Below are 22,819 nucleotides of genomic sequence, written 5' to 3'. Positions count from 1 at the left end.
TGAGTGCCCTGCTCATCAATAAAGATAAACAAAGCTGAGGGCTGCTAACTACAGCCCCCCCTACCAGAAGTCAAGCTTTACCCGGCGATTCTCTACTGCACACGCTCAGGAGCCACAAAAAAGGCCGGAGCAATGCCCCGGCCTTTTCCAACTCTTTATAATAAAGAGTTTATTCAGCAGCCGTACGGCTCACGCGCTGTTTGTCCTGTTCTGCGGCAATGGCGCGCAGGCGCTTCATGACGCTCCCCGTCCCTGCCGGGATCAGACGACCCACAATCACGTTTTCCTTCAGGCCCATGAGCTTATCAACCTTACCGGCCGTTGCGGCTTCGGTCAGAACACGCGTGGTTTCCTGGAAGGATGCGGCCGAGATAAAGGACTGGGTCTGCAACGATGCCTTGGTAATCCCCTGCAGCACCGGCATAGCCAGCGCAGGGCGTTCACCAGCATTGAGGCATTTCGTGTTCTCGACATCGAACTCAAGCCGATCCACCGTCTCACCGATCAGGTAGGTCGTATCACCCGGTTCCAGAATTTCCACCTTCTGGAGCATCTGACGAACGATAACCTCAATGTGCTTATCGTTAATCTTCACGCCCTGCAGACGGTAAACATCCTGAATTTCGTTGATCAGGTAATCAGAGAGAGCCTCGACCCCCATGACCTTGAGAATATCGTGCGGAACGCGGGGGCCATCGACCAGCGGATCGCCTTTTTCCACAAAGTCACCTTCCTGAACGGAAATGTGCTTGCCTTTGGGGATCAGGTATTCCTGCTCGTGTCCAGTTTCGTCATTCTTCACGACAATACGGCGCTTGGACTTGTAATCCTTGCCGAATTCAACGCGCCCTTCCATTTCCGCAATAATAGCGTGATCTTTGGGACGACGCGCTTCAAACAACTCGGCCACACGCGGCAGACCACCGGTAATGTCACGCGTTTTGGAACCTTCACGCGGCAGACGTGCCAGCACGTCACCCGCATTCACTTCCGCACCGTTTTCAATCGAAAGCAGTGTTTCGGGTGACAGGAAGTAGCGGGCTTCACCACCGTTATCCAGCTTCACCACTTCGCCGTTGGCATCCTTAAGCTGCACGCGAGGACGCAGATCAACGCCCTTACCTGCCTGCTTGTAGTCAACCACCACCTTGGAGGTCAGGCCGGTCACTTCGTCCATACGCTCGACAAGCGTGATGGAATCGATGAGGTCCAGATATTCGATCTTACCGGCTTTTTCCGTGATGATCGGAAGGGTGTAGGGATCCCACTCGGCCAGTTTCTGGCCACGTGCCACGGTAGCGCCTTCCGTTGTGAGCAGACGCGCACCGTAAGGTACACGGTAGCGGAATTTCTCCACGCCCTTTTCGTCTGTCAGCAGGATTTCACAGTTACGGGCCATGACAATTGGCACGTTCTGGCTATTCTGCACCACGTTACGGTTGCGGATGACAATCTTACCATCGCGGGATGCTTCGATCATGGACTGTTCAGCACCACGCTGCGCCGCACCACCAATATGGAAGGTACGCATGGTCAGCTGGGTACCAGGCTCACCAATGGACTGCGCCGCGATAACACCAACCGCTTCACCGATGTTAACCGGCGTACCACGTGCCAGATCACGCCCATAGCAACGACCGCAAACACCAACGCGGCTGTCACAGGTCAGCACGGAACGGATATGGATAACCTCCACACCGGAGGCTTCAATACGTTCCGCATCAGCTTCATCAACAAGCTGGTTGCGGGCTGCAATGACCTTGCCAGTCGTGGGATCCACAACGTCGGACGCAAGTGTGCGGCCCAGAATACGTTCGGACAGGGAGGCAACGACTTCCCCACCATCCATCACCGCACGCACGGTCAGACCGCGCTCACTACCGCAATCTTCCTCGATAATGATGCTGTCCTGCGCCACGTCAACCAGACGACGGGTCAGGTAACCGGAGTTTGCAGTTTTCAGCGCGGTATCGGCCAGACCCTTACGTGCACCATGGGTAGACGTAAAGTAATCGAGAACCGACAGGCCTTCCTTAAAGTTGGCAATAATCGGCTGCTCAATAATTTCACCAGACGGCTTAGCCATCAGACCACGCATACCAGCAAGCTGCTTCATCTGCGCCGGCGACCCACGGGCCCCGGAGTGGCTCATCATCCACACAGAGTTGATGGGCTTGCCAACTTCCTGACGGGAAATTTCCTTGGTCATGGCAGCCTGCACTTCGTCCGTGCAACGTGACCAAGCATCGACCACCTTGTTATAGCGTTCGCCCGCCGTAATCAGACCATCCTGATACTGCTGTTCAAACTCTTTAACTTCGGCTGCGGTGCGATCGACCAGTTCTTTCTTTTCAGCCGGGATGATCATGTCATCCTTACCGAAGGAAATACCCGCCTTGGCAGCGTGGCGGAAACCAAGCGCCATCAGACGGTCGCAGAAAATGACAGCTTCTTTCTGGCCGCAGTGACGATAAACCGTATCAATCACGTCCGACACGGCTTTTTTGGTCAGCTGGCGGTTGATCAGGGAGAACGGAATGGTTTCATGCTTGGGCAGGATCTGCGCGATCAGCACACGACCGGGTGTGGTCACGGCTGTTTCATAGACACGCTTGCCATCTGCACCAATCTGCTCAAACCGGGCCCGGATCTTGTCGTGCAGTTTGAGAGCACCGGCATTGAGCGCGTATTCCACTTCCCCGATGGAAGAGAAAGACGCTGCACCGGCTTTAACCAGTTCACCCGTGGTTTCGTCGTATTCGTTCCGATCCGGCGTAACCTTGAATTCAGGCGTTTCCAGGCTGAGGTAATACAGCCCAAGAACAATATCCTGAGACGGCACGATAATCGGCTTGCCGTTGGCGGGGCTGAGGATGTTGTTGGTCGACATCATCAGCACGCGCGCTTCAAGCTGGGCTTCCAGACTGAGCGGTACGTGCACGGCCATCTGGTCACCGTCAAAGTCCGCGTTAAAGGCGGTGCAGACCAGCGGGTGCAGCTGAATGGCCTTACCTTCAACCAGCACAGGTTCGAACGCCTGAATACCAAGACGATGCAGGGTCGGTGCGCGGTTCAGAAGGACCGGATGTTCACGAATAACTTCTTCAAGAATATCCCAGACTTCGGGACGTTCTTTTTCCACCATCCGCTTTGCGGCTTTGATGGTCGTGGCATGACCATACTTTTCCAGCTTGGCGTAAATGAAGGGCTTGAAGAGTTCCAGCGCCATCTTTTTGGGCAGACCGCACTGATGCAGCTTCAGTTCCGGCCCGACCACGATGACCGAACGGCCAGAGTAGTCAACGCGCTTACCCAGAAGGTTCTGACGGAAGCGACCCTGCTTGCCCTTGAGCATATCAGACAGGGACTTGAGCGGACGCTTGTTGGCACCTGTAATCGCACGGCCACGACGACCGTTATCAAACAGGGCATCCACAGCTTCCTGCAACATGCGCTTTTCGTTACGCACGATAATATCGGGCGCGCGCAGTTCCATCAGCCGCTTGAGGCGGTTGTTACGGTTGATAACGCGGCGATACAGATCGTTCAGATCGGACGTTGCAAAGCGCCCACCATCGAGCGGCACAAGTGGGCGCAGTTCAGGCGGAATAACCGGAACAAGGTCCAGAATCATCCACTCGGGGCGTGCACCGCTTTCCGAGAAAGCTTCGACCAGCTTGAGGCGCTTGACGAGCTTCTTGCGCTTGGCTTCGGATGTGGTTTCCTTGAGCGCCTGACGCAGCTCTACCTTTTCGGCATCGCACTCAATGCGTTCAAGAACCTTCTTGATCGCTTCGGCGCCGATCCCGACTTCAATCCCTTCCTCGCCGTAATCGTCCATTGCGTCGAGATACTGCTCTTCGCTCAGGAGAGAATACTGCTTGAGGGGTGACGTACCCGGTTCAAGAACCAGATAGTTCTCGAAATACAGTACCTTTTCCAGGTCCTTGAGCGTCAGATCGACCATAAGGCCGATGCGGCTTGGCAGGGACTTCAGGAACCAGATATGCGCAACAGGGCTGGCAAGCTGGATATGACCCATGCGCTCACGGCGGACTTTGGCCAGTGTGACTTCAACGCCGCATTTTTCGCAGATGATACCGCGGAACTTCATCCGCTTGTATTTGCCGCAAAGGCATTCGTAGTCTTTGATCGGGCCAAAAATCCGAGCGCAGAACAGGCCATCACGTTCAGGCTTGAACGTACGGTAGTTAATGGTCTCGGGCTTCTTGATTTCACCAAAAGACCAGGACCGGATCTGCTCAGGCGATGCAAGCTGGATCTTGATCTGGTCAAAGGTCATTGCCTGGCCGGTCTGGCCAAGAATTTTCATGAGTTCATTCATGTGCAGAAGCCCCCAAAGGGAAATGGAGCGCTGGAGCAATGGCTCCAGCCTCCTTCTTGAAATAAGTACGGATTGTGGCGGGGAAAATCACCGTTAGTCTGCCCCCTGCTCCAACTCCACATTGAGGCCAAGGGACTTGAGTTCCTTGATCAACACGTTGAAGCTTTCCGGAATACCGGCTTCAAAGTCATCCTGTTCGCGTACAATCGCTTCATAAACCTTTGTTCGGCCAGACACGTCATCCGACTTCACGGTTAGCATTTCCTGCAGCGTGTAGGCAGCACCGTAGGCTTCAAGCGCCCACACTTCCATTTCCCCAAAGCGCTGGCCACCAAACTGCGCCTTACCACCCAGCGGCTGCTGCGTAACAAGCGAGTATGGACCAATGGAGCGGGCATGGATCTTGTCATCGACAAGGTGATGCAGCTTCAGCATGTAAATGTAACCGACAGTCGTCTTGCGCTCAAACTGTTCGCCTGTCCGCCCGTCAATCAACTGCGACTGGCCCGATTTGTTAACGCCAGCCTTTTCCAGCATGGCTTCAATATCGGGGATGGAGGCGCCATCAAACACCGGGGTCGCAATAGGCACGCCCTTGCGCAGGTTGTTGGCCAGTTCCACCAGTTCGTTGTTGTTCATGTTCGCAATGGCGTCATCATAGACCTTGTCGCCATACACGTCTTTCAGACGGTCCAGCAGGTCCTGACGTTTTTCGCCCGTGCGCTGGTAGTCATCCACCAGTTCACCAATACCACGGCCGATATTGGCACATGCCCAACCCAGATGCGTTTCCAGAATCTGACCGACGTTCATGCGCGATGGCACGCCAAGCGGGTTCAGAACCAGATCAACCGGCGTTCCATCTTCCAGGAACGGCATGTCTTCAACCGGAACCACGCGGGAGACAACCCCCTTGTTCCCGTGACGACCGGCCATTTTGTCACCCGGCTGAAGCTTACGCTTAACTGCGACAAACACCTTGACCATCTTCATCACGCCAGGCGGCAGTTCATCACCACGCTGGAGTTTTTCAACCTTGCTTTCAAAACGGGCCTGAATACGGGCAATAGCCGCATCAAACTCGCGCCGCAGGGTTTCAAGCTCAGCCATAACGCTGTCGGATGTGACAACAATGTGCCGCCACGTGGCACGGGGCTGTTCGTCCAGAACTTCCTGCGTGATCACCGTGCCGGAGCGGATACCCTTGTAGCCAGCGCCAGCAGTCTGATCGAGCAGCTTTTCACGCAGACGGCTGTAGAAGGAACGCTCCTGAATGGCCCGTTCGTCATCACGGTCTTTGGCCAGACGTTCAATTTCTGCGCGTTCAATGGCCATTGCGCGTTCGTCTTTATCCACACCACGGCGGGAGAACACACGCACATCAACAATGGTGCCCGTTGTGCCGGGCGGCAGACGCAGGGATGTGTCACGCACATCAGATGCTTTTTCACCAAAAATGGCGCGGAGGAGTTTTTCTTCCGGCGTCATCGGGCTTTCGCCCTTTGGCGTAACCTTACCGATCAGAATATCGCCGGGGTTAACCTCGGCACCAACATAGACAATCCCGGCTTCGTCGAGGTTGCGCAGGGCTTCCTCACCAACGTTGGGGATGTCACGGGTGATTTCTTCCTGACCCAGCTTGGTGTCACGGGCCATGACTTCGAATTCCTCGATATGGATCGAGGTAAACACGTCATCCTTGGCAATCCGTTCGGAAATCAGGATGGAGTCTTCGAAGTTGTAACCGTTCCAGGGCATGAACGCGACCAGCACGTTACGGCCCAGAGCCAGTTCACCCAGCTCCGTGGAAGGACCGTCAGCAATAATGTCACCCGCGCTGACCTGATCGCCCACATGGACCAGCGGACGCTGGTTAATGCAGGTGGACTGGTTGGAGCGCGAGTATTTACGCAGACGATAGATATCGACCCCCTGCGTGGCACCGCTGGCATCCGTCGAGCGCACAACAATACGTGCACCGTCAATCTGGTCCACAATACCGTTACGCTTGGCAACAATGGTTGCACCGGAATCACGTGCAACAGCAGCTTCCATACCCGTACCAACCAGCGGCGCATCCGAGCGCACCAGCGGCACAGCCTGACGCTGCATGTTGGAGCCCATGAGTGCGCGGTTCGCGTCATCGTTCTCAAGGAACGGGATGAGCGCTGCTGCAACAGAAACAAGCTGTTTGGGCGATACGTCGCAGGCCGTTACTTCGGTCGGGGGTACCAGACGGAAGTCACCGTTACGGCGGACGGAGATCAGGTCGCTGGTCAGCGCCCCTTCGTCGTTCACCTTGGCGTCAGCCTGAGCAACAACCAGCTTTTCCTCTTCCATGGCGGAGAGGTACTTCCAGCCGTCTTGCAGCACGCCGTCCTTGACCAAACGATACGGCGTTTCGATAAACCCGTATTTGTTCACCTTGGCGTATGTGGCCAGCGAGTTGATCAGACCGATGTTCGGGCCTTCAGGCGTTTCAATCGGGCAGATACGGCCGTAATGGGTTGGATGAACGTCACGGACTTCAAAGCCTGCGCGCTCACGCGTCAAACCACCCGGACCCAGTGCTGAAAGACGACGCTTATGCGTGACTTCGGACAGCGGGTTGGTCTGGTCCATGAACTGGCTGAGCTGGGAAGAGCCGAAGAACTCACGCACAGCAGCAGCAGCAGGCTTGGCGTTGATCAGGTCATGCGGCATGACCGTATCAATATCAACCGAGCCCATACGCTCACGAATAGCGCGTTCCATACGCAGCAGGCCGATACGGTACTGGTTTTCCATCAGTTCGCCCACGGAGCGCACGCGACGGTTACCCAGATTATCAATATCGTCGATCTGACCGCGGCCGTCCTTCAGGTCACACAGAACCTTGATGGTGCGCAGGATGTCATCCTTACGCAGAACGCGCACTGTGTCTGGCACATCAATGTCCAGACGCATGTTCATCTTCACACGACCAACAGCCGACAGGTCGTAGCGGTCTGCATCGAAGAACAGGCCCTGCAGCATGGCTTCGGCCGTTTCCGCCGTTGGCGGTTCACCGGGACGCATGACGCGGTAAATGTCGATCAGCGCTTCATCGCGGCCGCTGTTTTTATCAACGGTCAGCGTGTTGCGAATCCACGGCCCTTTGGCAGAATCAATAGCCAGAACCGGCAGTTCGGTAATTCCGGCTTCTTCAAGTGCAACCAGACGGGCTTCGGTGATTTCCTCACCGGCTTCACCGTAAATTTCACCGGTGTTCATGTTGACCATGTCGTGGGCAATAAAGCGCCCGATCAGATCAACTTCACCCACCAGCACTTCACGGGTTTTTTCAGCAATCTTGCGAACCAGACGTGCCGTCAGCTTTGTTTCGGCGTCAGCCACAACTTCGCCGGTTTCGGCATCCACCAGCGGCGCCAGCAGCTTGAGGCCGCGGAAAGAGTCCGCATCGAACGGACGCGCCCAGCCCTTGGCAGACTTGGTGAAAGTGACTGTGTCGTAGAAGTAGCCGAGGATTTCATTGGCATCCATGCCATGAATATCCAGCGCATCCACATCCCCACCTTCAGCCAGCTTCGCTTTGCGTGCAGCGGCGGAGGCAGCACCTTCGAGTGCATAAAGGAGCGTGGTGACGGGCAGCTTACGCTTGCGGTCGATACGGACGTACAGCAGATCCTTGGCATCGAATTCGAAATCGAGCCAGGAGCCACGGTAAGGAATAACGCGCGCAGCAAACAGGTATTTGCCCGACGAATGGGTTTTACCCTTGTCGTGGTCAAAGAATACGCCGGGGGAGCGGTGCATCTGGCTGACAATAACGCGCTCGGTGCCGTTAACGATAAAGGTACCGTTATCGGTCATGAGCGGCATGTCGCCCATGTAAACCGGCTGCTCTTTAATGTCGCGGATGGAGCGCGAACCGGTGTCCTCATCCACATCCCACACGATAAGGCGCAGAATGACCTTCAGCGGTGCGGAGAACGTGAGGCCACGCTGGATGCATTCCTCAACATCGTATTTCGGATCTTCAAATTCGTAGCTTACGAATTCCAGACGACCACGACCAGCAAAGTCATTGATCGGGAATACGGAGCGGAATACCTCCTGCAAACCCGTAGGAGTGCGCGCATCAGGCGACACATTGGCCTGAAGAAACGTCTCGTAAGACGCGCGCTGCACATCTATCAGGTTCGGCATCGGGGCGATTTCGGGAATCCGCCCGAAACTCTTGCGAATCCGCTTCCGTCCTGTGAACGATTTGGTGATTGCGTTCATCGTCGCTCCTGCCCCGCCCTTATCTCGGACCATCAGGCTCGTGGTCTGCCGCGAGCCTGATGGTCCGACCTATTTCGGCCAAAACCATACCGGATTTACCCGGCCACCTGCCTCAGATCAACCTGAAACAGGCAAACGGGCGGAGGCATACACCCCCACCCGAGAACCTCAATTTCCTTCACCCCACCGCATATGGGCGGGATCAAGGCAATCTTACTTAACTTCGACGGTTGCGCCGTTATCTTCAAGAAGCTTCTTGATTTTGGCAGCTTCGTCCTTGCTGACGCCTTCCTTAACGGTCTTGGGAGCGCCTTCAACCAGGTCCTTAGCTTCCTTCAGACCCAGACCCGTGATGCCACGGATTTCTTTAATCACGTTGATCTTCTTTTCGCCAGCGGCGGCCAGAATAACCGTGAATTCGGTCTGCTCTTCAGCAGGAGCAGCAGCAGCGCCCGGAGCAGCAGCAGCAACTGCAACAGGAGCAGCAGCGGAAACGCCCCACTTTTCTTCGAGCAGCTTGGAAAGTTCAGCAGCTTCAAGAACGGTCAGAGCAGACAGTTCGTCAACAAGCTTAGCAAGATCAGCCATAGTCAGACTTCCTAATATAAACACTGGTTAGCAAAACGCAACCTCTACACAGAGGCTACGCGTATTTCTTGTACACACCCCCATATGGGAGCATGTGGTCAGGCAGCTTCACCCGTTTTGGCATAGGCCCCAAAAACACGAGCAAGCTGGCCAGCCGGCGCCTGAACAACACTGGCGATGCGCGTAGCGGGCGTGGAGATAAGACCCACGAGCTGCGCGCGCAGCGTGTCGAGCGACGGCAGCTCGGCGAGAGCCTTGATCCCAGCTACATCAAGTACCTGAGAACCAAGAGAACCACCAAGCAGCTCAAGCTTGTCATTGGTTTTGGCGAACTCAACGATCACCTTCGCCACTGATACAGGTTCGTCCGCCCACGCAAGCGCGGTCGGTCCCGTCAGCAACGGCGCGATGCCGCTGAACTGGGTCCCATCCAGGGCGAGAGTTGCCAGCCGGTTTTTGGCAACCTTGTAGTTTGCACCCGCTGCCCGCACCTTGCGTCGCAGATCCGTCACATCAGCCACGGTCAACCCGTTATTACGGGTAACCACAACCATGGACGTTTCGGCGAACACGGCGGCCAGAGAGGCAACAAGGGCCTTCTTTTCCGTACGGTCCAAATCCCGTCTCCGTCTTGTTCCATCAGATATAAACCTGACAGAACGGGTTGCCCTTTAGGTTCTGCAACAAACAGAACCCGCTCGCCTGTCCTTGATAAACGGAATATCTGGCACTGCCGAAAATTCTCAGCCTGCAACCAGCATCCCCGTCTTACCACGCGCCAGCCCCGAAAGGCCGATTAAGAGCAAACTCACGTGTGGTCTCGGACAGGTATAAGAAGTGGTAAACCACTCCCTTATGCACCAGACCAGCCACAAGGGCCAGCCTGGCAACATTCTTGCTCAGCCCGCGAAGGCAGAGACGTCCAGCTGTACACCCGGCCCCATTGTGGAGGTCAGGGCAGCCTTCTTCAGGTAGGTGCCTTTGGCGCCAGTCGGGCGGGCCTTCTGCACGGCATCAACAAATGCACGTACGTTTTCAGCCAGCTTGTCCGCACCGAAGGAAGCCTTGCCAACGCCAGCGTGGATGATACCGGTCTTTTCAGCGCGGTATTCAACCTGACCGGACTTGGCTGCCAGAACGGCACCCTTAACGTCCATGGTCACAGTACCCAGCTTGGGGTTAGGCATCAGGCCACGCGGGCCGAGGATCTTACCCAGACGACCGACCAGAGCCATCATGTCCGGGGTTGCAATGCAGCGGTCGAAAGCGATTTCGCCAGCCTGCACCTGCTCCATCAGATCTTCTGCGCCAACAACGTCCGCACCGGCAGCCTTGGCTTCTTCAGCCTTGGGGCCACGTGCGAACACGCCAACGCGCAGGGTCTTGCCCGTGCCGTTGGGCAGGGACACAAAACCACGAACCATCTGGTCAGCATGACGCGGGTCGATACCCAGATTCAGGGCGATTTCAACCGTTTCGTCAAACTTTGCAGTTGCATTGTCTTTGACGAGGGAAACAGCTTCGTCCAGACCGTATGCCTTACCGGCAACAACCTTGGCGCGAGCAGCTGCAAGACGCTTGTTCTGAGCCATAATCTTAGCCCTCCACCACATCAAGACCCATGGAGCGGGCAGAACCCACCAGCATGCGTACAGCGCCATCAATGTCGTTTGCGTTCATGTCCTGCTGCTTCTGGGCAGCAATTTCACGCAGCTGATCCATGGTCACCTTACCCACGGAACCGCCCTTACCAACTGTCTGGCTGCCTTTGGAAATCTTGGCGGCCTTGAGCAGGAAGTAGGTGTTCGGGGGGGTCTTGGTGATGAAGCTGAACGTACGGTCAGCATAGGCAGTGATCACCACAGGAATCGGCATGCCAGGTTCAAGGGCCTGGGTCTTGGCATTAAATGCCTTGCAGAATTCCATGATATTCAGACCGCGCTGACCCAGAGCCGGACCAACCGGCGGCGAAGGGTTTGCTTTACCAGCGGGAATCTGAAGCTTGATGTAGCCAACAACTTTTTTGGCCATATCCGGGACTCCTCAAAAATGTACCCGGACCGCGGTTCTTAACGATTCCAGCCTGCACACAAGGTGTTGGCAGAAACCTCCCGCGTTCCGATCAGGAAAGGCGCGCTTACCTGTGCGCAGCATGACTGTCAAGAGGGGCACGTGCTTTTGTGCTACCACTCAGGTCCGTGCTGGCAGGGTCACGCACGGTTGTAATACCGCCCGCAGCCGGTGCCTGACGCAGATTGCTGTACTGCAAGGGCTTGAAGGGCATAAGCACACTTTCACCCGTAGGCAGTTGGCCACGGGACCACCCGCCCCCCAGAGCGCGAATCAGCTCCACGCGGGCATCAATGGCGCGCGTGGAGGTCTGTACCAGCGCGATCCGGGCATTCAGGGCCGCAACCTGTGCCACCACGACATCCAGATAATTGGTAAGCCCACCCGTGTACAGCGCCATGGTCATGCCCTGTGTGCGCAATGCGGCATCCACAGCGTTAGACTGCTGCCCTACCTGCACCTTGAGCCTGTTGACCCGGGTCAGCCCGTCCTCAACCTCCTTGAAGGCGTCTAGCACCGTGCTGCGGTACAGATCCTCCTTCTCGCGGTACTGCGACCAGCTGCGTTGCAGGTCCGCACGCCGCAACCCACCCTGAAAGAGCGGAAGAAGTGCCTGCGCACCAAACTGGTACATGGAGTTGGAGAGCGATGCGAGGTCGAACCCGTTATCCATAAACCCGGTCGTGGCGTTAAAGGTCACATGCGGGTAGAACGCTGCGCGGGACACGCCTATGGCCCTGTTGGCCTGTGCCATGCGCCGCTCTGCCGCAGCAATATCGGGCCGCCTTTCCAGCAGTGTGGATGGCAGGGCAACCGGCAGCGGGCCTTGTGCAAAGTTCAGTGTATCCACCGGTGCAATGTGGAAGGAGGCCGGGGCCTGATTAACCAGTGCCGCAATGGCATGCTCCATAACGTCACGCTGGGTGCGGATGTCGGTTTCCTGCGCCTGCGTGGCATAAAGCTGTGCCTGAGCACGGGAGACATCCATACCCGGCGCAATGGCCCCTGCCAGACGCATGTTGGTAATCTGCACCGCTGTTTTGTAGTAGCGGATGGAATCCCGGTAAACCGCGCCCTGCGCATCCAGCCCACGCAACACAACGTAATCGCTGGCAAGCTCGGCCTGCAAACTCAGCCTTGCTGCGGCATAGTCTGCCGCGCGCTCCTGCACGTTCTGCTTGGCCATACGCGTTTTGTTACGAATAGCAGACCAGAAATCCGGCTCCCACGTTGCAGAACCCGAATACTGCTCGGAGGACATATACATAGGCCCGGTGGAGCCGGCCCCACGCCACAGCCGATGGTCCGACCCTTTGTATTTTGCCCCGCCAGCCATACCGCCAATTTGTGGGTAGAGCTTGGATTTGGCCTCCATGGCCAGATCCCGCGCCTGAAGAAAAGCCTCCGCCTGCGCCTGAAGATCAGGGTTAAGGCGCATGGCCTGCTCCTCCAGATCATTCAGTACGGGGTCTCCCAGCACAGTCCACCAGTTGGGGTTTAATGTTGTATCCGCCCCACCTGCGGGCTGCATAACGCCACCACCCTGCCAGTTGTCGGGGTAGATAAACCTGGCTGGCTTGTAGCGTGGCGCCATGTCGCACCCTGCCAGAACGGACAGAAGGCAACTCCCCAGCATAAAGCGTGCGGCAAAAGCCCGGCTACCCTGCGCCCTGCCCTTCATTGACGCCCCCCGGATTCCGGCATGGGCCGGTTATCTTCGGGCATGGCGCGGGTATCGTTCTTGCCTGCGCCCGCAGCCTTTGCCGGGGAGGCTGGGGGAATATTGTAACCGGGAGTGCCTTTAACAATCCGTACCAGCTGCCCGTCCAGCAGGCCGGCGGATGGGTTATTGATGACCCTGTCGCTCTTTTTAACCCCACGCTGCACTTCCACCGTTGTACCCAGATCACGCCCAAGGGCTACGTTGACCAGATGCACGTGGTTGCTGTCATCCACCAGCGCGACCTGCGTTCCTTCCTGCCGGAACACAATGGCGCCTTCAGGCAGAATAAGCTGGTCCGGGTCAGCCGGAGCACGGAAGGTGGCCGTGGCATAGGAGTTGGGCCACAGCTCGCCGCTCTTGTTATCCAGCACCAGTTCGGTCGTAACCGTGCGGGTGTTGGGGTTAAAGGCGCTTGCGGTTGCCAGATAACGCGCCTTGAACGTGCGCTCGGGGTATTGCGGCACAATCAGATCGGCCTGCAGGCGGGGTGAGATAATGTCCGCATAATCCTGCGGCACAGCTACAAACACACGCATGGCGTGCACGTCCGCAACGCTGAACAGTTCCGTGGCATTCCCGCGGGAATCCACATCGCCCCGTCCCGCGTTAACGTAATCCCCCACATCGGCCATACGGGATGTGACAATGCCATCAAACGGAGCCACGATCTTTTTAAACGCTTCAAGGGCGGCGTAGCGTTCCACATCATGCTGGGCGGCTTCGACCTGCGCCTTCTGGGCCTCGGCATTGGCAGCCTGCACGTCCACCTCCTGCTGGGAGACAGCCTGCGTGCCCTGCAACGCCTTCCAGCGTCGTGCGGTAATCTGGGCCAGCTTGTAGCGGGCCAGTGCCACGTTGTAGTTGGCCTTGGCGGCGGCGTACTGGGCGTCCAGCCCCGGTGTGTCAATTTCGGCCAGCACGTCCCCTGCTTTTACGCGCGCGCCAAAATCCTTGTACCACATTTTGACGTAGCCCGAGACCTGAGCGTAAATCGGGGCCTGATACCATGCCGCAATATTGGCAGGTAGCGAGAGCTCACGCTCATCGGGGGCGTGCTGCGGGTAAATGACCTGCACAACGGGCACCGCATCATGGGCTGTTTCCTGCGCCAGTTGCACATAGGCCGAATGCCTTTGCACAAGCCCCATGATAACCAGAAAGCCTGCCACGCCAGCGACAATAGCAAACCCCATTTTTCTTTTACGGGCAGCTGCCGCAGCTTTTACCTTGGCGTCCACGCCACCCGTATTGTCGTGTTCCGGGGTCATACGCCAGCTTCCTCTTCTTTTGTCGTCGGCACTTCTTTTTTGTTGTGCAACATTGCAAACACGCAGGGAACAAACAGCAACGTAGCCACCGTTGCCACCAGCAGCCCCCCCATGACCGCCTTGCCCAAAGGCGCATTCTGCGAGTTGCTCAAAGACATGGGCAACATGCCAATAATCATGGCGGAAGCCGTCATCATAACCGGGCGAATACGCTCAAAGCCTGCCTCAAGTGCTGCCAGAATGGCATCTCCATGCTCATCCAGCCGCTCACGCGCAAAGGCCACAACCAGAATGGCATTGGCCGTGGCCGTGCCCATGCACATGATCGCACCCGTAAGCGCTGGAACAGACAGGGTTGTATGTGTGAGGAACAGGCTCCACGAAATACCCGCCAACGCGCCGGGCAACGCCGTGATGATAATGAACGGGTCCAGCCAGGACTGAAAGTTGACCACAATCAGCAGGTAAACAAGTAGAACAGACATAGCCAGCCCGGCCAGAAGCTGCACATACGCACTATTCATGGTCACGGCCTGCCCGCGCACGGTCAGCGATGCGCCGCGCGGCAGGTCGGGCCGGAGTTCATCCACAATCCGCTCCACCTCGCGCGAGACGGTGCCCAGATCGATCCCCTCGTTTGAGGCATAGATGTCGAACACGGGCATGATATTGTAGTGCGCAACCTCGGCCGGGGTCCCGACCTGCTCGATCTGGCTCAGCCCGCCCAGAATCTGCGGGGTCTGCCCGCTGGGATTACCATCCCCTTTATCAATCGGGGTGATCTCCAGATCATTCATGGTCTGGAGGAAGGAGGCCGGGGTCTGGATGTCGATCAGATGCGAGACGCCAGTCTTGGTATCCAGCCAGTAAACCTGCCCGACCTGCGAACTGCCTGAGAGCGAAACCAGCACGTTGTCAGCCACGTCCGCCTCGCGGATACCTGTGCCCAGCGCGTACATGCGGCGTGCATTCACGCGCAGGGTTGGCGTGGTCATGGGCTGCTGCACTGAAATATCGGTCAGCCCGGTTACATGCCGCAGCCGCTCTGCAATGCGGTTGGCAAAGCGGAAATTGGCTGGCAGGTCACGCCCGACCACCTGCACATCAATCGGGGATGGCAGGCCGAAGTTCAGGATCTTGGCTGTCAGGTCTCCCGGCAGGAAGGAGAACTGGGTCCCGGGGAATTTTTCATTCAGGTTGCGGCGCAGCAGGCGGCGGTATTCCGCAACAGGGGCGGCTTCATCCTTGAGCGAAATGGTAATGTCGCAATCCTGCGTACCCACGGTGGGGGTTGGAATATAAGCCATGTTGAGCGGGCTGAACGCCAGACCGCAGTTATTGACAATTCCTTCCACCTGCCCGGGCAGCGTGCGCTCGACCTCTGTATCCACCAACTGGGAAATTTTGCCTGCTTCCTCCAGCCGCGTGCCAATGGGTGCGCGCATATGCAGGGCGATGACATCCGAATTGACCTCGGGGAAAAAGTTCTGCCCGACAAAGAACAGCAACCCCAGAGACCCGAACGAGCACAGTACGAATACCGGAATAAACGTCCCCCGCACCTCGATCAGATACGTGAGCAGGGCGTGGTAGCGATGGCGAAAGGTCTCAAACCCACGCTCAAAGGAACGCTGGAAACGACCAAAAACCGTTTTGGGCTCCTGCGGACCGTGCGCATGGGCGGCCACCTGTGCGGCCAGCATGTACTTGGCCATGGTTGGCACCAGCGTGCGCGAGAGAATGAACGATGCCAGCATGGCAAAAATAATGGCTTCGGCCATGGGCATGAACAGCCAGCCAGCAACACCGGTCAACTGGAACAGCGGCATCCACACAATGCAGATACACAGCGTGGAAACAAAGGTTGGAATAACAATCTGGTTGGCCGCGTCCACAATGGCGGTTTCCAGATCCTTTTCCATTTCCAGATGTGCATCAATGTTTTCGATCATGACCGTGGCATCATCCACCAGAATACCAACGGCCAGCGCCAGCCCGCCCAAAGTCATGACATTGATGGTCTGCCCGGCCCAGCCCAGCCCGATGATCGAGCACAGCATGGCCAGCGGAATGGAGGTGGCAATAATAACCGTAGAACGCCACGACCCAAGGAACAGCAGCACGACAAGCCCGGTCAGGAAGGCGGCGGTTATCATTTCGCGCACCACGTCCTCCACGGACTCCTTAACAAAGGTCGAAGCGTCATTGAGCACGCGGATGCTCACACCCGGCGGGAGGGTCTGCACAATGCCGGGCAGCAGTTTTTTAATGCCTGCCACCACGTCCAGTGTTGAAGCATCCCCGCTCTTCATGACCACGATCAGCACACCCTGCTGGCCCTTGACCAGCACAAGGTTGGTCTGCGGTGGACCACCCTGATGCACCCATGCCACGTCGCGCAGGCGGACCACGGCGTGCCCGACCTGCTTGATGGGAATATCGTTCAGTTCATCCAGCTCCCGCGGGGCTGCATTGGTCTGCACCATCCAGTCAAACGGGCCAATACGCTGGTCCCCCGCAGGCAGCACAATGTTCTGGCTGTTCAGTGCGCGGGAAACATCCACCGGGGAAAGACTGTGTGCCAGCAGCTTGACCGGGTCCAGATCGACCATGACGTTACCCGGCTTACCCCCATACGGGTTGGGAATGGCCGCCCCTGCAACCGACACCAGCGCAGGCCGGATAAGGTTGGAGGACATGTCATAAATCTCGGACGCCGTCATGGACGTGGATGCGACCTGCAACGTAATGACCGGCACGGAGGATGCGTCATACGCCAGAACAAGTGGCGGCGTGGAGCCGGTAGGCATCTGCTTGATCACGGTCTGGGAAACAGAGGTGATCTGGGTTTGGGCAACGGATGTGTTTGTACCGGGCTGGAAAAAGATCTTAACAATCCCGCGCCCGTAATAGGACTGGCTTTCAATGTGTTCGATATTATTCACGGTCGCGGTAAGTGCGCGCTCGTAATAATAGACCACACGGCCAGACATATCCTCGGGCATCAGCCCTGTATATTGCCAGATAACGGCCACAACAGGGATGCGGATACTCGGGAAAACGTCCGTCGGGGTTGAGAAAATACCCTTAATTCCAAAAACAAGAATCAGGATGGACAGCACAACAAAAGTGTACGGTTTTTTGAGTGCTATAAGAACAATCTGGTTCATTCACCTGACCCTTGGCTGAAAACGGGTCCGGTCATCATTCTGGAAATGGTCGTCATTTTGCCAGTAGATACCCGCACATCCCTCTCCCGCTTGTGACATTATCTTTACAAACCATTGCTCTAGCCCAGTACCGGGACCGGAAAAGCAATGCTGAAGCATGTACCCCTGCCATTGGGGCCGCTCTCTATCTTAACGTTTGCGTCATGCAGATGCGCAATGGCGCAAACAAGGCTCAACCCCAGACCGCTGCCGGGCACATGCCGGCTCTTGTCCGAGCGATAGAAGCGGGACAACACATTCTGTCTTTCCTCAGGGGCAATGCCCGTGCCCGTATCGGTCACGATCAGCAGGACCGCATCATCCTTTTGTTGCACATCCAGCACAATACTACCGCCTTCAGGAGTAAATTTGATAGCATTATCAACCAGATTAGCGAGCAGTTCGATCAGAAGATGCCGATCCCCCCATACTGGCCCCTCATCCGCAGAGGGCAGAGCCTGTAGTTTTTTATCTTCCATTTCGGCAATGGGTTCGTAAAGGTCGAACACATCATCCATCAACTCACGCAGCCTTACCTGCGCAAAACCGGCCATGCGGCGGCTGTTCTCTATCTCGGCAATCCTGAGCAGGGCGGTAATAATACCTAGGCACTGATCAAGGTCATCCACCGCGCGACCTATGGCGGCTTCAAGCTGCTCCGGATCGCGCTCGCCCGACTGGGCACGCTCAAGCTTTGCCCGCACGCGGGAGAGCGGGGTACGCAGGTCATGGGCAATATCATTACCCACCGCACGCATGCCGTCCATCAGATGTTCCAGCCGGTCGAGCATGCGGTTCACGCTCCCCGCCAGCCGCTCCAGATCATCCCGCTCACGGTTGGCTGGCAGACGTTCATGAATATCGCCCGCCATAATCCGGTCTATGGCCTCGTGCATCTCCTTCACGCGGGAGAGGGCACGATGGCTGAGTGCCACCCCAAGGAACAGCGCGAACAAAAACGTGGGCACCGCCGCCACCAGCATGGCATGGCGGAGCATGAACTTCTGCTCCGCCAGCAGATGAAAACTGCGCCCCAGCACCAGAATGGTGTGGTCTGGCAAGGTCACCGCCAGCAGGCGCAGGGGGTAAGCGGCCCCTTCCTCGGGGTAAATCTCGATATTATGGGGCTTACCATCTGCCTTGAGCCCACGGGGCCAGGTATGCAGGTCACCCGCGATCAGCGCATGCCCGGCGTCAAACAGCCCGGCACTGTTGATGATCAGGCGCAGGTCATCCGTTGCGCGGCGGCGGATAACATATTCCAGATGCTCGGGCGACATCTGGGCCAGCAGTTCCGCCTCCCCCTGTAGCAGTTCGGTGGAGCGGCGGGATTCCACCGCCTCCATCTGGGCGTAAACCAGCCCGAACTGCATGAGCATGACACCAGCCATAGCCGCCAGCGCCATAAGGGTGATCCGGAATGTGGCTGTCCGAAAAACCTCAGTCAGAAACACGCAACTGGAACCCCGTACCACGAATGCTCTGGATAAGCGGTTCCTCGCCCGGAGCATCAACCTTCCGGCGTAGCTTGCCTATATGCACATCAACCAGGTTGGTGCGCGGGATAAAACGGTACTGCCAGACATCCTCCAGCAGCATGGAGCGCGTCAGCACCTGTCCGGGCCGGCGCATAAGGTATTCGAGCAGCCGGAATTCACGCGGGAGCAGGTCAATCTCGCGGCCATCCCGCCAGACGCGGCGTTCGATCAGGTCCATTTCCAGCGGGCCGGTGCGCAGCTTGGTGTTGCGCGTATCATCAGGCCGCCGCAGCAGCGCTTCAATCCGTGCAACAAGCTCTTCCATGGCAAAAGGCTTGGTCAGGTAGTCATCCCCCCCAGCCTTAAGGCCCGTGACCCGGTCATCCACAGCAGACAGGGCAGACAGGACCAGCACAGGCACGCGAATCCCCTGCTGGCGCATGGCTTCTATAACAGAAAGCCCATCACACCCGGGCAAAAGCCGGTCCACCACCATCACATCGGCCTCGCCTTTTACGGCTGCATCCAGCCCGGCATTGCCTGTTTCCTCATGATGGACGTTAAAGCCGCGCCCTGTGAGTTCCCCTACAATTTCCTCGGCAATCCTGCCGTCATCCTCGATAAGGAGAACCGTCCGCCCTTCCAGAAAAGGGGGTAGTGTATCATCTTCAGACATACCTGCCCTCTTGCTCGTGTTCTACCCTGTTGCAGTGCTACCCTTGATATGGCCACTAAATTCAATTTCAGACTCTTCGCCTTCGTCCTCACTTGCAACCGGGTTATCAAGCTCCTTGAGCTTGCGGGTAACCACTCTGGTGCGCCGTCTGGCCTCCTCAATTGAGAACGACATAGCCTGCGCATTCCGCGCCAGCTTGTCCAGCACTCCGTCCATTTTCAGCATTTCCTGCCGGGTTGCACCCAGCAGGCGGGCGATGCTTTCCGTCCGTTCTTCCAGGGCCAGAGTCACGTAGCCCAGATGAATGGTACGCAGCATGGCAGGCATAAGGGCTGGCCCCATGACCATAACCCGGTACTGCCGCCCGACATCATCTATCAAACCCGGAATGCGGGCCACTTCCGTGTAAAGCCCATCAGTTGGCAGATAAAGCACTGCGAATTCAACAGTTGCGGGAGGCTGAATGTATTTCGTGGCAATTTTGCGGGCTTCCACCCGCACAGTGTTCTCCAAAGACTTGCGGGCGGCCTTTTCCCCCACCACATCGCCCTCTTCTGCCGCGTTGAGCAGTTTTTCGTACGCTTCGGTCGGGAACTTGCTGTCCACCGGCATAAGGGGGGGTGTCTGGGTTTTGACCGGCATGCGAATGGCGAACTCCACCACATCATTCCCCGGTCCCAGCCGCACATTGCTCTCATACGTGCCCGGCGGCAGCACATCATCCAGAATGGCGCGCAACTGGGCCTCCCCCCAGCCGCCACGGGTTTTGACATTACTGAACAGCCGTTTGAGGTCACTGATCTGGGCAGTCATGGCGCGGACCTCGCCCATGGCCTTCTGCATGGCGGCAAACTGTTCCAGCACCCGCTGGAACGATGTGTGCATCTGCCGCTCCACCGCCTCGTGCAGTTGCTCGGTTACCGCGTGGCGGATGGCCGCCAGTTGTTGGGCGGAGGTTTCCGCCATGTTGCGCAGGGCCTCGGCCTGTGCGGCCCGTGCCTCCGCCTGCTCACGCCCCAGACCGCCAGTAAGGTTGCCAAGCTGCTCGGCCAGTTCGGCACGCATGCGCTCCAACCGTTCGCCAAAAGCCCGTTCCATTTCGGCCATGGCGGTTCTTTGCGCAGAGGAATCAGCGCGGGCGGCGGCGGCCTCGCGCTCCATCATAACGTAAAGCCGTGCCAGCAAGTCGCTATCCGCACTTTTTGCTGGAGGCTTGCGCAGCGCAAAAGCCAGCACCACCCCCAGCAAAAGAGCCGTGACCGCCACACAGACAAGAACAATTACAGAACCCATACCCTGTTTTGTCTGATGTCTGCCCCAAGAGCAAGCACCCTTGCTCACTGTTTTTGAACAAAAAACACGTCTATCAGGCAACACCTCTCATGCCGCAGACGTAATGACAGGCGTGGTGTGGTAATGATACTACCCTTGCCCACGGTGCCTTGTTCACCAACACAACAAAAAGTCCAGGAATGGAGAGCACAGCTTGAACACGGCACAACGCATTCGGGGTATTCTGGCAGGGTCAGCCGGAAACCTGCTCGAATATTTTGACTGGTATGTTTATTCTTCCTTCACCATCTACTTCGCCCATGCGTTTTTTCCACACGGCAACCCAACAGCTGAACTGCTGAATGCGGCAGCGGTGTTTGCCGTTGGCTTTTTTATGCGCCCCATCGGCGGGTGGCTGCTGGGCATGGCGGCAGACCGGTACGGGCGGCGCAAGGCGCTCACCTTTTCTGTTCTGGCCATGTGCTTTGGCTCGCTGGCCATAGCCCTGTGCCCCACATACGAGCAGATCGGGGTTGTGGCCCCGGTCATTCTTGTGCTCGCACGTCTGGTGCAGGGCTTGAGCCTTGGGGGGGAATATGGGGCTTCGGCCACCTATCTGGCCGAAGTTTCCACCCCGCAGCACCGGGGGTTCTGGTCTGGGTTTTTGTATGTCACGCTGGTTATGGGGCAACTACTGGCCCTGTGCGTGCTGCTGGTCATGCAATACGTGTTTTTAACACCGCAGCAGATTGCAAGCTGGGGCTGGCGCATTCCCTTCCTGATCGGGGCATGCGGTGCCGTTCTGGTGTTCTGGCTCCGCCGCCAGATGGTGGAGAGCGAAAGCTTTGAGAACACAAGCAACAAGCAGGCCAAAGGGGGCGTACGCGTTATGCTGGCCCACTGGCCATCGGTGTTGCGGGTCTGCGGGCTAACCCTTGGCGGAACGGTCGCTTTTTACACCTACACCATTTACATGCAGAAATACCTTGCCAACTCCCTTGGTTTTTCCAAGGAAACGGCCACCCTTATCTCTGCTGCCAGCCTGTTTGTATTTGCAGCCATGCAGCCCGCTTTTGGCGCGGTATCCGACCGGATCGGGCGTAAACCCCTGCTCCTGTTTTTTGGCATTGGGGCAAGCCTTGGCACTGTGCCGCTGCTTAATGCCCTCTCCCACGCCACATCGGGCTGGGTTGCATTCGGGCTGATTGTTGCCGCGCTGTTCATGGCATCGGGATACACGTCCATTAACGCCATTGTTAAGGCCGAGCTTTTCCCCACCCGCGTGCGGGCCTTGGGAGTAGCACTCCCCTATGCGCTGACCGTATCCATTTTTGGCGGCACAACCGAATATATTGCCTTGTGGTGCAAGCATGTAGGCCATGAAGGCTGGTTTGCTTGGTATGTTTCCGCCTGTGCGCTGGTCACGCTTGCAACCGCGTTAACCCTGCAAAAAACCAGCACAATGCCGGAAAACACGCCCTGACCCCCATACAGGCATTATTCAACAAAAGGACAGGGAAGAGCCTTTAATTTGCCACAAGCGGATCGATATTTAAGGGAGAACAAAAAATACGGAGCAGCCTGACACCCTGCTCCAAGGAGGCACGTTTGATGCGCCGCATGACACAATTTCTGATGGCCCTGCCCGTTATTGCGGGCCTTGGTCTGGCAGCTCTGCCTAGCGCACAGGCCCAACCCGGGCGCTGGGGTGGCGGTGGCCCCGGCTGGGGCGGTCGGGGTGGACCCGGCTGGGGGCACCACCACCGGGGCGATGGCGGCGCAATTGCCGGCGCGCTTATTGGTGGGCTGGCCGTTGGTGCCCTTGCTGGTGCGGCCATGAGCGGCGGCCCCGGCGGCTATGCCTATGGTTACAGCTATGGCCCGCCCCCTCCGCCGCCCCCGCCACCACCACGCGCCTATATGG

Annotated in this window: 14 protein-coding genes; 2 read left to right on the top strand and 12 right to left on the bottom strand. The window is 57.4% G+C overall.

The window, feature by feature from the left end; genetic code table 11:
• Positions 1-169 precede the first annotated feature (169 nt).
• From rpoC to HK20_RS11035, 12 genes are all read right to left on the bottom strand, one after another.
• Entirely contained in the window at positions 170-4,345 is a 4,176-nt protein-coding gene (gene rpoC, locus HK20_RS11090) for a DNA-directed RNA polymerase subunit beta' (protein ID WP_086647207.1), read from the bottom strand.
• A gap of 93 nt (positions 4,346-4,438) precedes the next feature.
• Positions 4,439-8,611: a DNA-directed RNA polymerase subunit beta gene (rpoB, locus tag HK20_RS11085; RefSeq protein ID WP_086647123.1), complete on the bottom strand. Its 4,173-nt coding sequence runs from the start codon at positions 8,609-8,611 to the stop codon at positions 4,439-4,441.
• A 213-nt stretch (positions 8,612-8,824) separates the two neighbouring features.
• Positions 8,825-9,199: a 50S ribosomal protein L7/L12 gene (gene rplL, locus HK20_RS11080; RefSeq protein WP_086647122.1), complete on the bottom strand. Its 375-nt coding sequence runs from the start codon at positions 9,197-9,199 to the stop codon at positions 8,825-8,827.
• 98 nt (positions 9,200-9,297) lie between these two features.
• Positions 9,298-9,816, bottom strand: a complete 519-nt coding sequence (rplJ, locus tag HK20_RS11075) for a 50S ribosomal protein L10 (protein ID WP_048852972.1) — start codon at positions 9,814-9,816, stop codon at positions 9,298-9,300.
• Positions 9,817-10,098: 282 nt separating this feature from the next.
• On the bottom strand, positions 10,099-10,791 hold the full coding sequence (rplA, locus tag HK20_RS11070; protein WP_086647121.1) for a 50S ribosomal protein L1: 693 nt from the start codon (positions 10,789-10,791) through the stop codon (positions 10,099-10,101).
• Positions 10,792-10,795: 4 nt separating this feature from the next.
• Positions 10,796-11,230, bottom strand: a complete 435-nt coding sequence (gene rplK / locus HK20_RS11065; RefSeq protein ID WP_086647120.1) for a 50S ribosomal protein L11 — start codon at positions 11,228-11,230, stop codon at positions 10,796-10,798.
• 106 nt (positions 11,231-11,336) lie between these two features.
• Positions 11,337-12,905, bottom strand: a complete 1,569-nt coding sequence (locus HK20_RS11060; protein ID WP_086647206.1) for an efflux transporter outer membrane subunit — start codon at positions 12,903-12,905, stop codon at positions 11,337-11,339.
• Between the two features lie 41 nt (positions 12,906-12,946).
• Entirely contained in the window at positions 12,947-14,260 is a 1,314-nt protein-coding gene (locus HK20_RS11055; RefSeq protein WP_086647119.1) for an efflux RND transporter periplasmic adaptor subunit, read from the bottom strand.
• Entirely contained in the window at positions 14,257-17,430 is a 3,174-nt protein-coding gene (locus HK20_RS11050; protein ID WP_086647118.1) for an efflux RND transporter permease subunit, read from the bottom strand. Before HK20_RS11050 ends, HK20_RS11055 begins: the two co-directional genes overlap by 4 nt.
• Positions 17,431-17,549: 119 nt before the next feature.
• Positions 17,550-18,923 carry an ATP-binding protein gene (locus HK20_RS11045; RefSeq protein ID WP_086647117.1) on the bottom strand — a complete coding sequence of 458 codons (1,374 nt, stop codon included), beginning with the start codon at positions 18,921-18,923 and terminating at the stop codon, positions 17,550-17,552.
• Positions 18,910-19,623, bottom strand: coding sequence for a response regulator transcription factor (locus HK20_RS11040; RefSeq protein WP_086647116.1), 714 nt, complete (start codon positions 19,621-19,623; stop codon positions 18,910-18,912). The genes HK20_RS11045 and HK20_RS11040 overlap by 14 nt, the downstream gene beginning before the upstream one ends.
• A 21-nt stretch (positions 19,624-19,644) precedes the next feature.
• Positions 19,645-20,916 (bottom strand): DNA recombination protein RmuC, encoded by a 1,272-nt coding sequence (locus tag HK20_RS11035; protein WP_086647115.1) that lies wholly within the window; start codon positions 20,914-20,916, stop codon positions 19,645-19,647.
• Positions 20,917-21,109: 193 nt separating this feature from the next.
• On the opposite strand from HK20_RS11035, the gene HK20_RS11030 reads away from it, so the two are divergent.
• Together HK20_RS11030 and HK20_RS11025 are read left to right on the top strand one after the other, a co-directional pair.
• The gene (locus tag HK20_RS11030; protein WP_086647114.1) at positions 21,110-22,378 is read left to right on the top strand and encodes an MFS transporter; all 1,269 of its coding nucleotides are present in this window, start codon (positions 21,110-21,112) and stop codon (positions 22,376-22,378) included.
• Positions 22,379-22,506: 128 nt separating this feature from the next.
• The coding region (locus HK20_RS11025) for a hypothetical protein (RefSeq protein ID WP_086647113.1) at positions 22,507-22,819 on the top strand (313 nt) is incomplete at its 3' end.

This window comes from Acetobacter sp. DsW_54, from assembly GCF_002153575.1.
Lineage (GTDB): Bacteria > Pseudomonadota > Alphaproteobacteria > Acetobacterales > Acetobacteraceae > Acetobacter > Acetobacter fabarum.
This window is presented reverse-complemented; position numbering and strand designations above follow the sequence as displayed.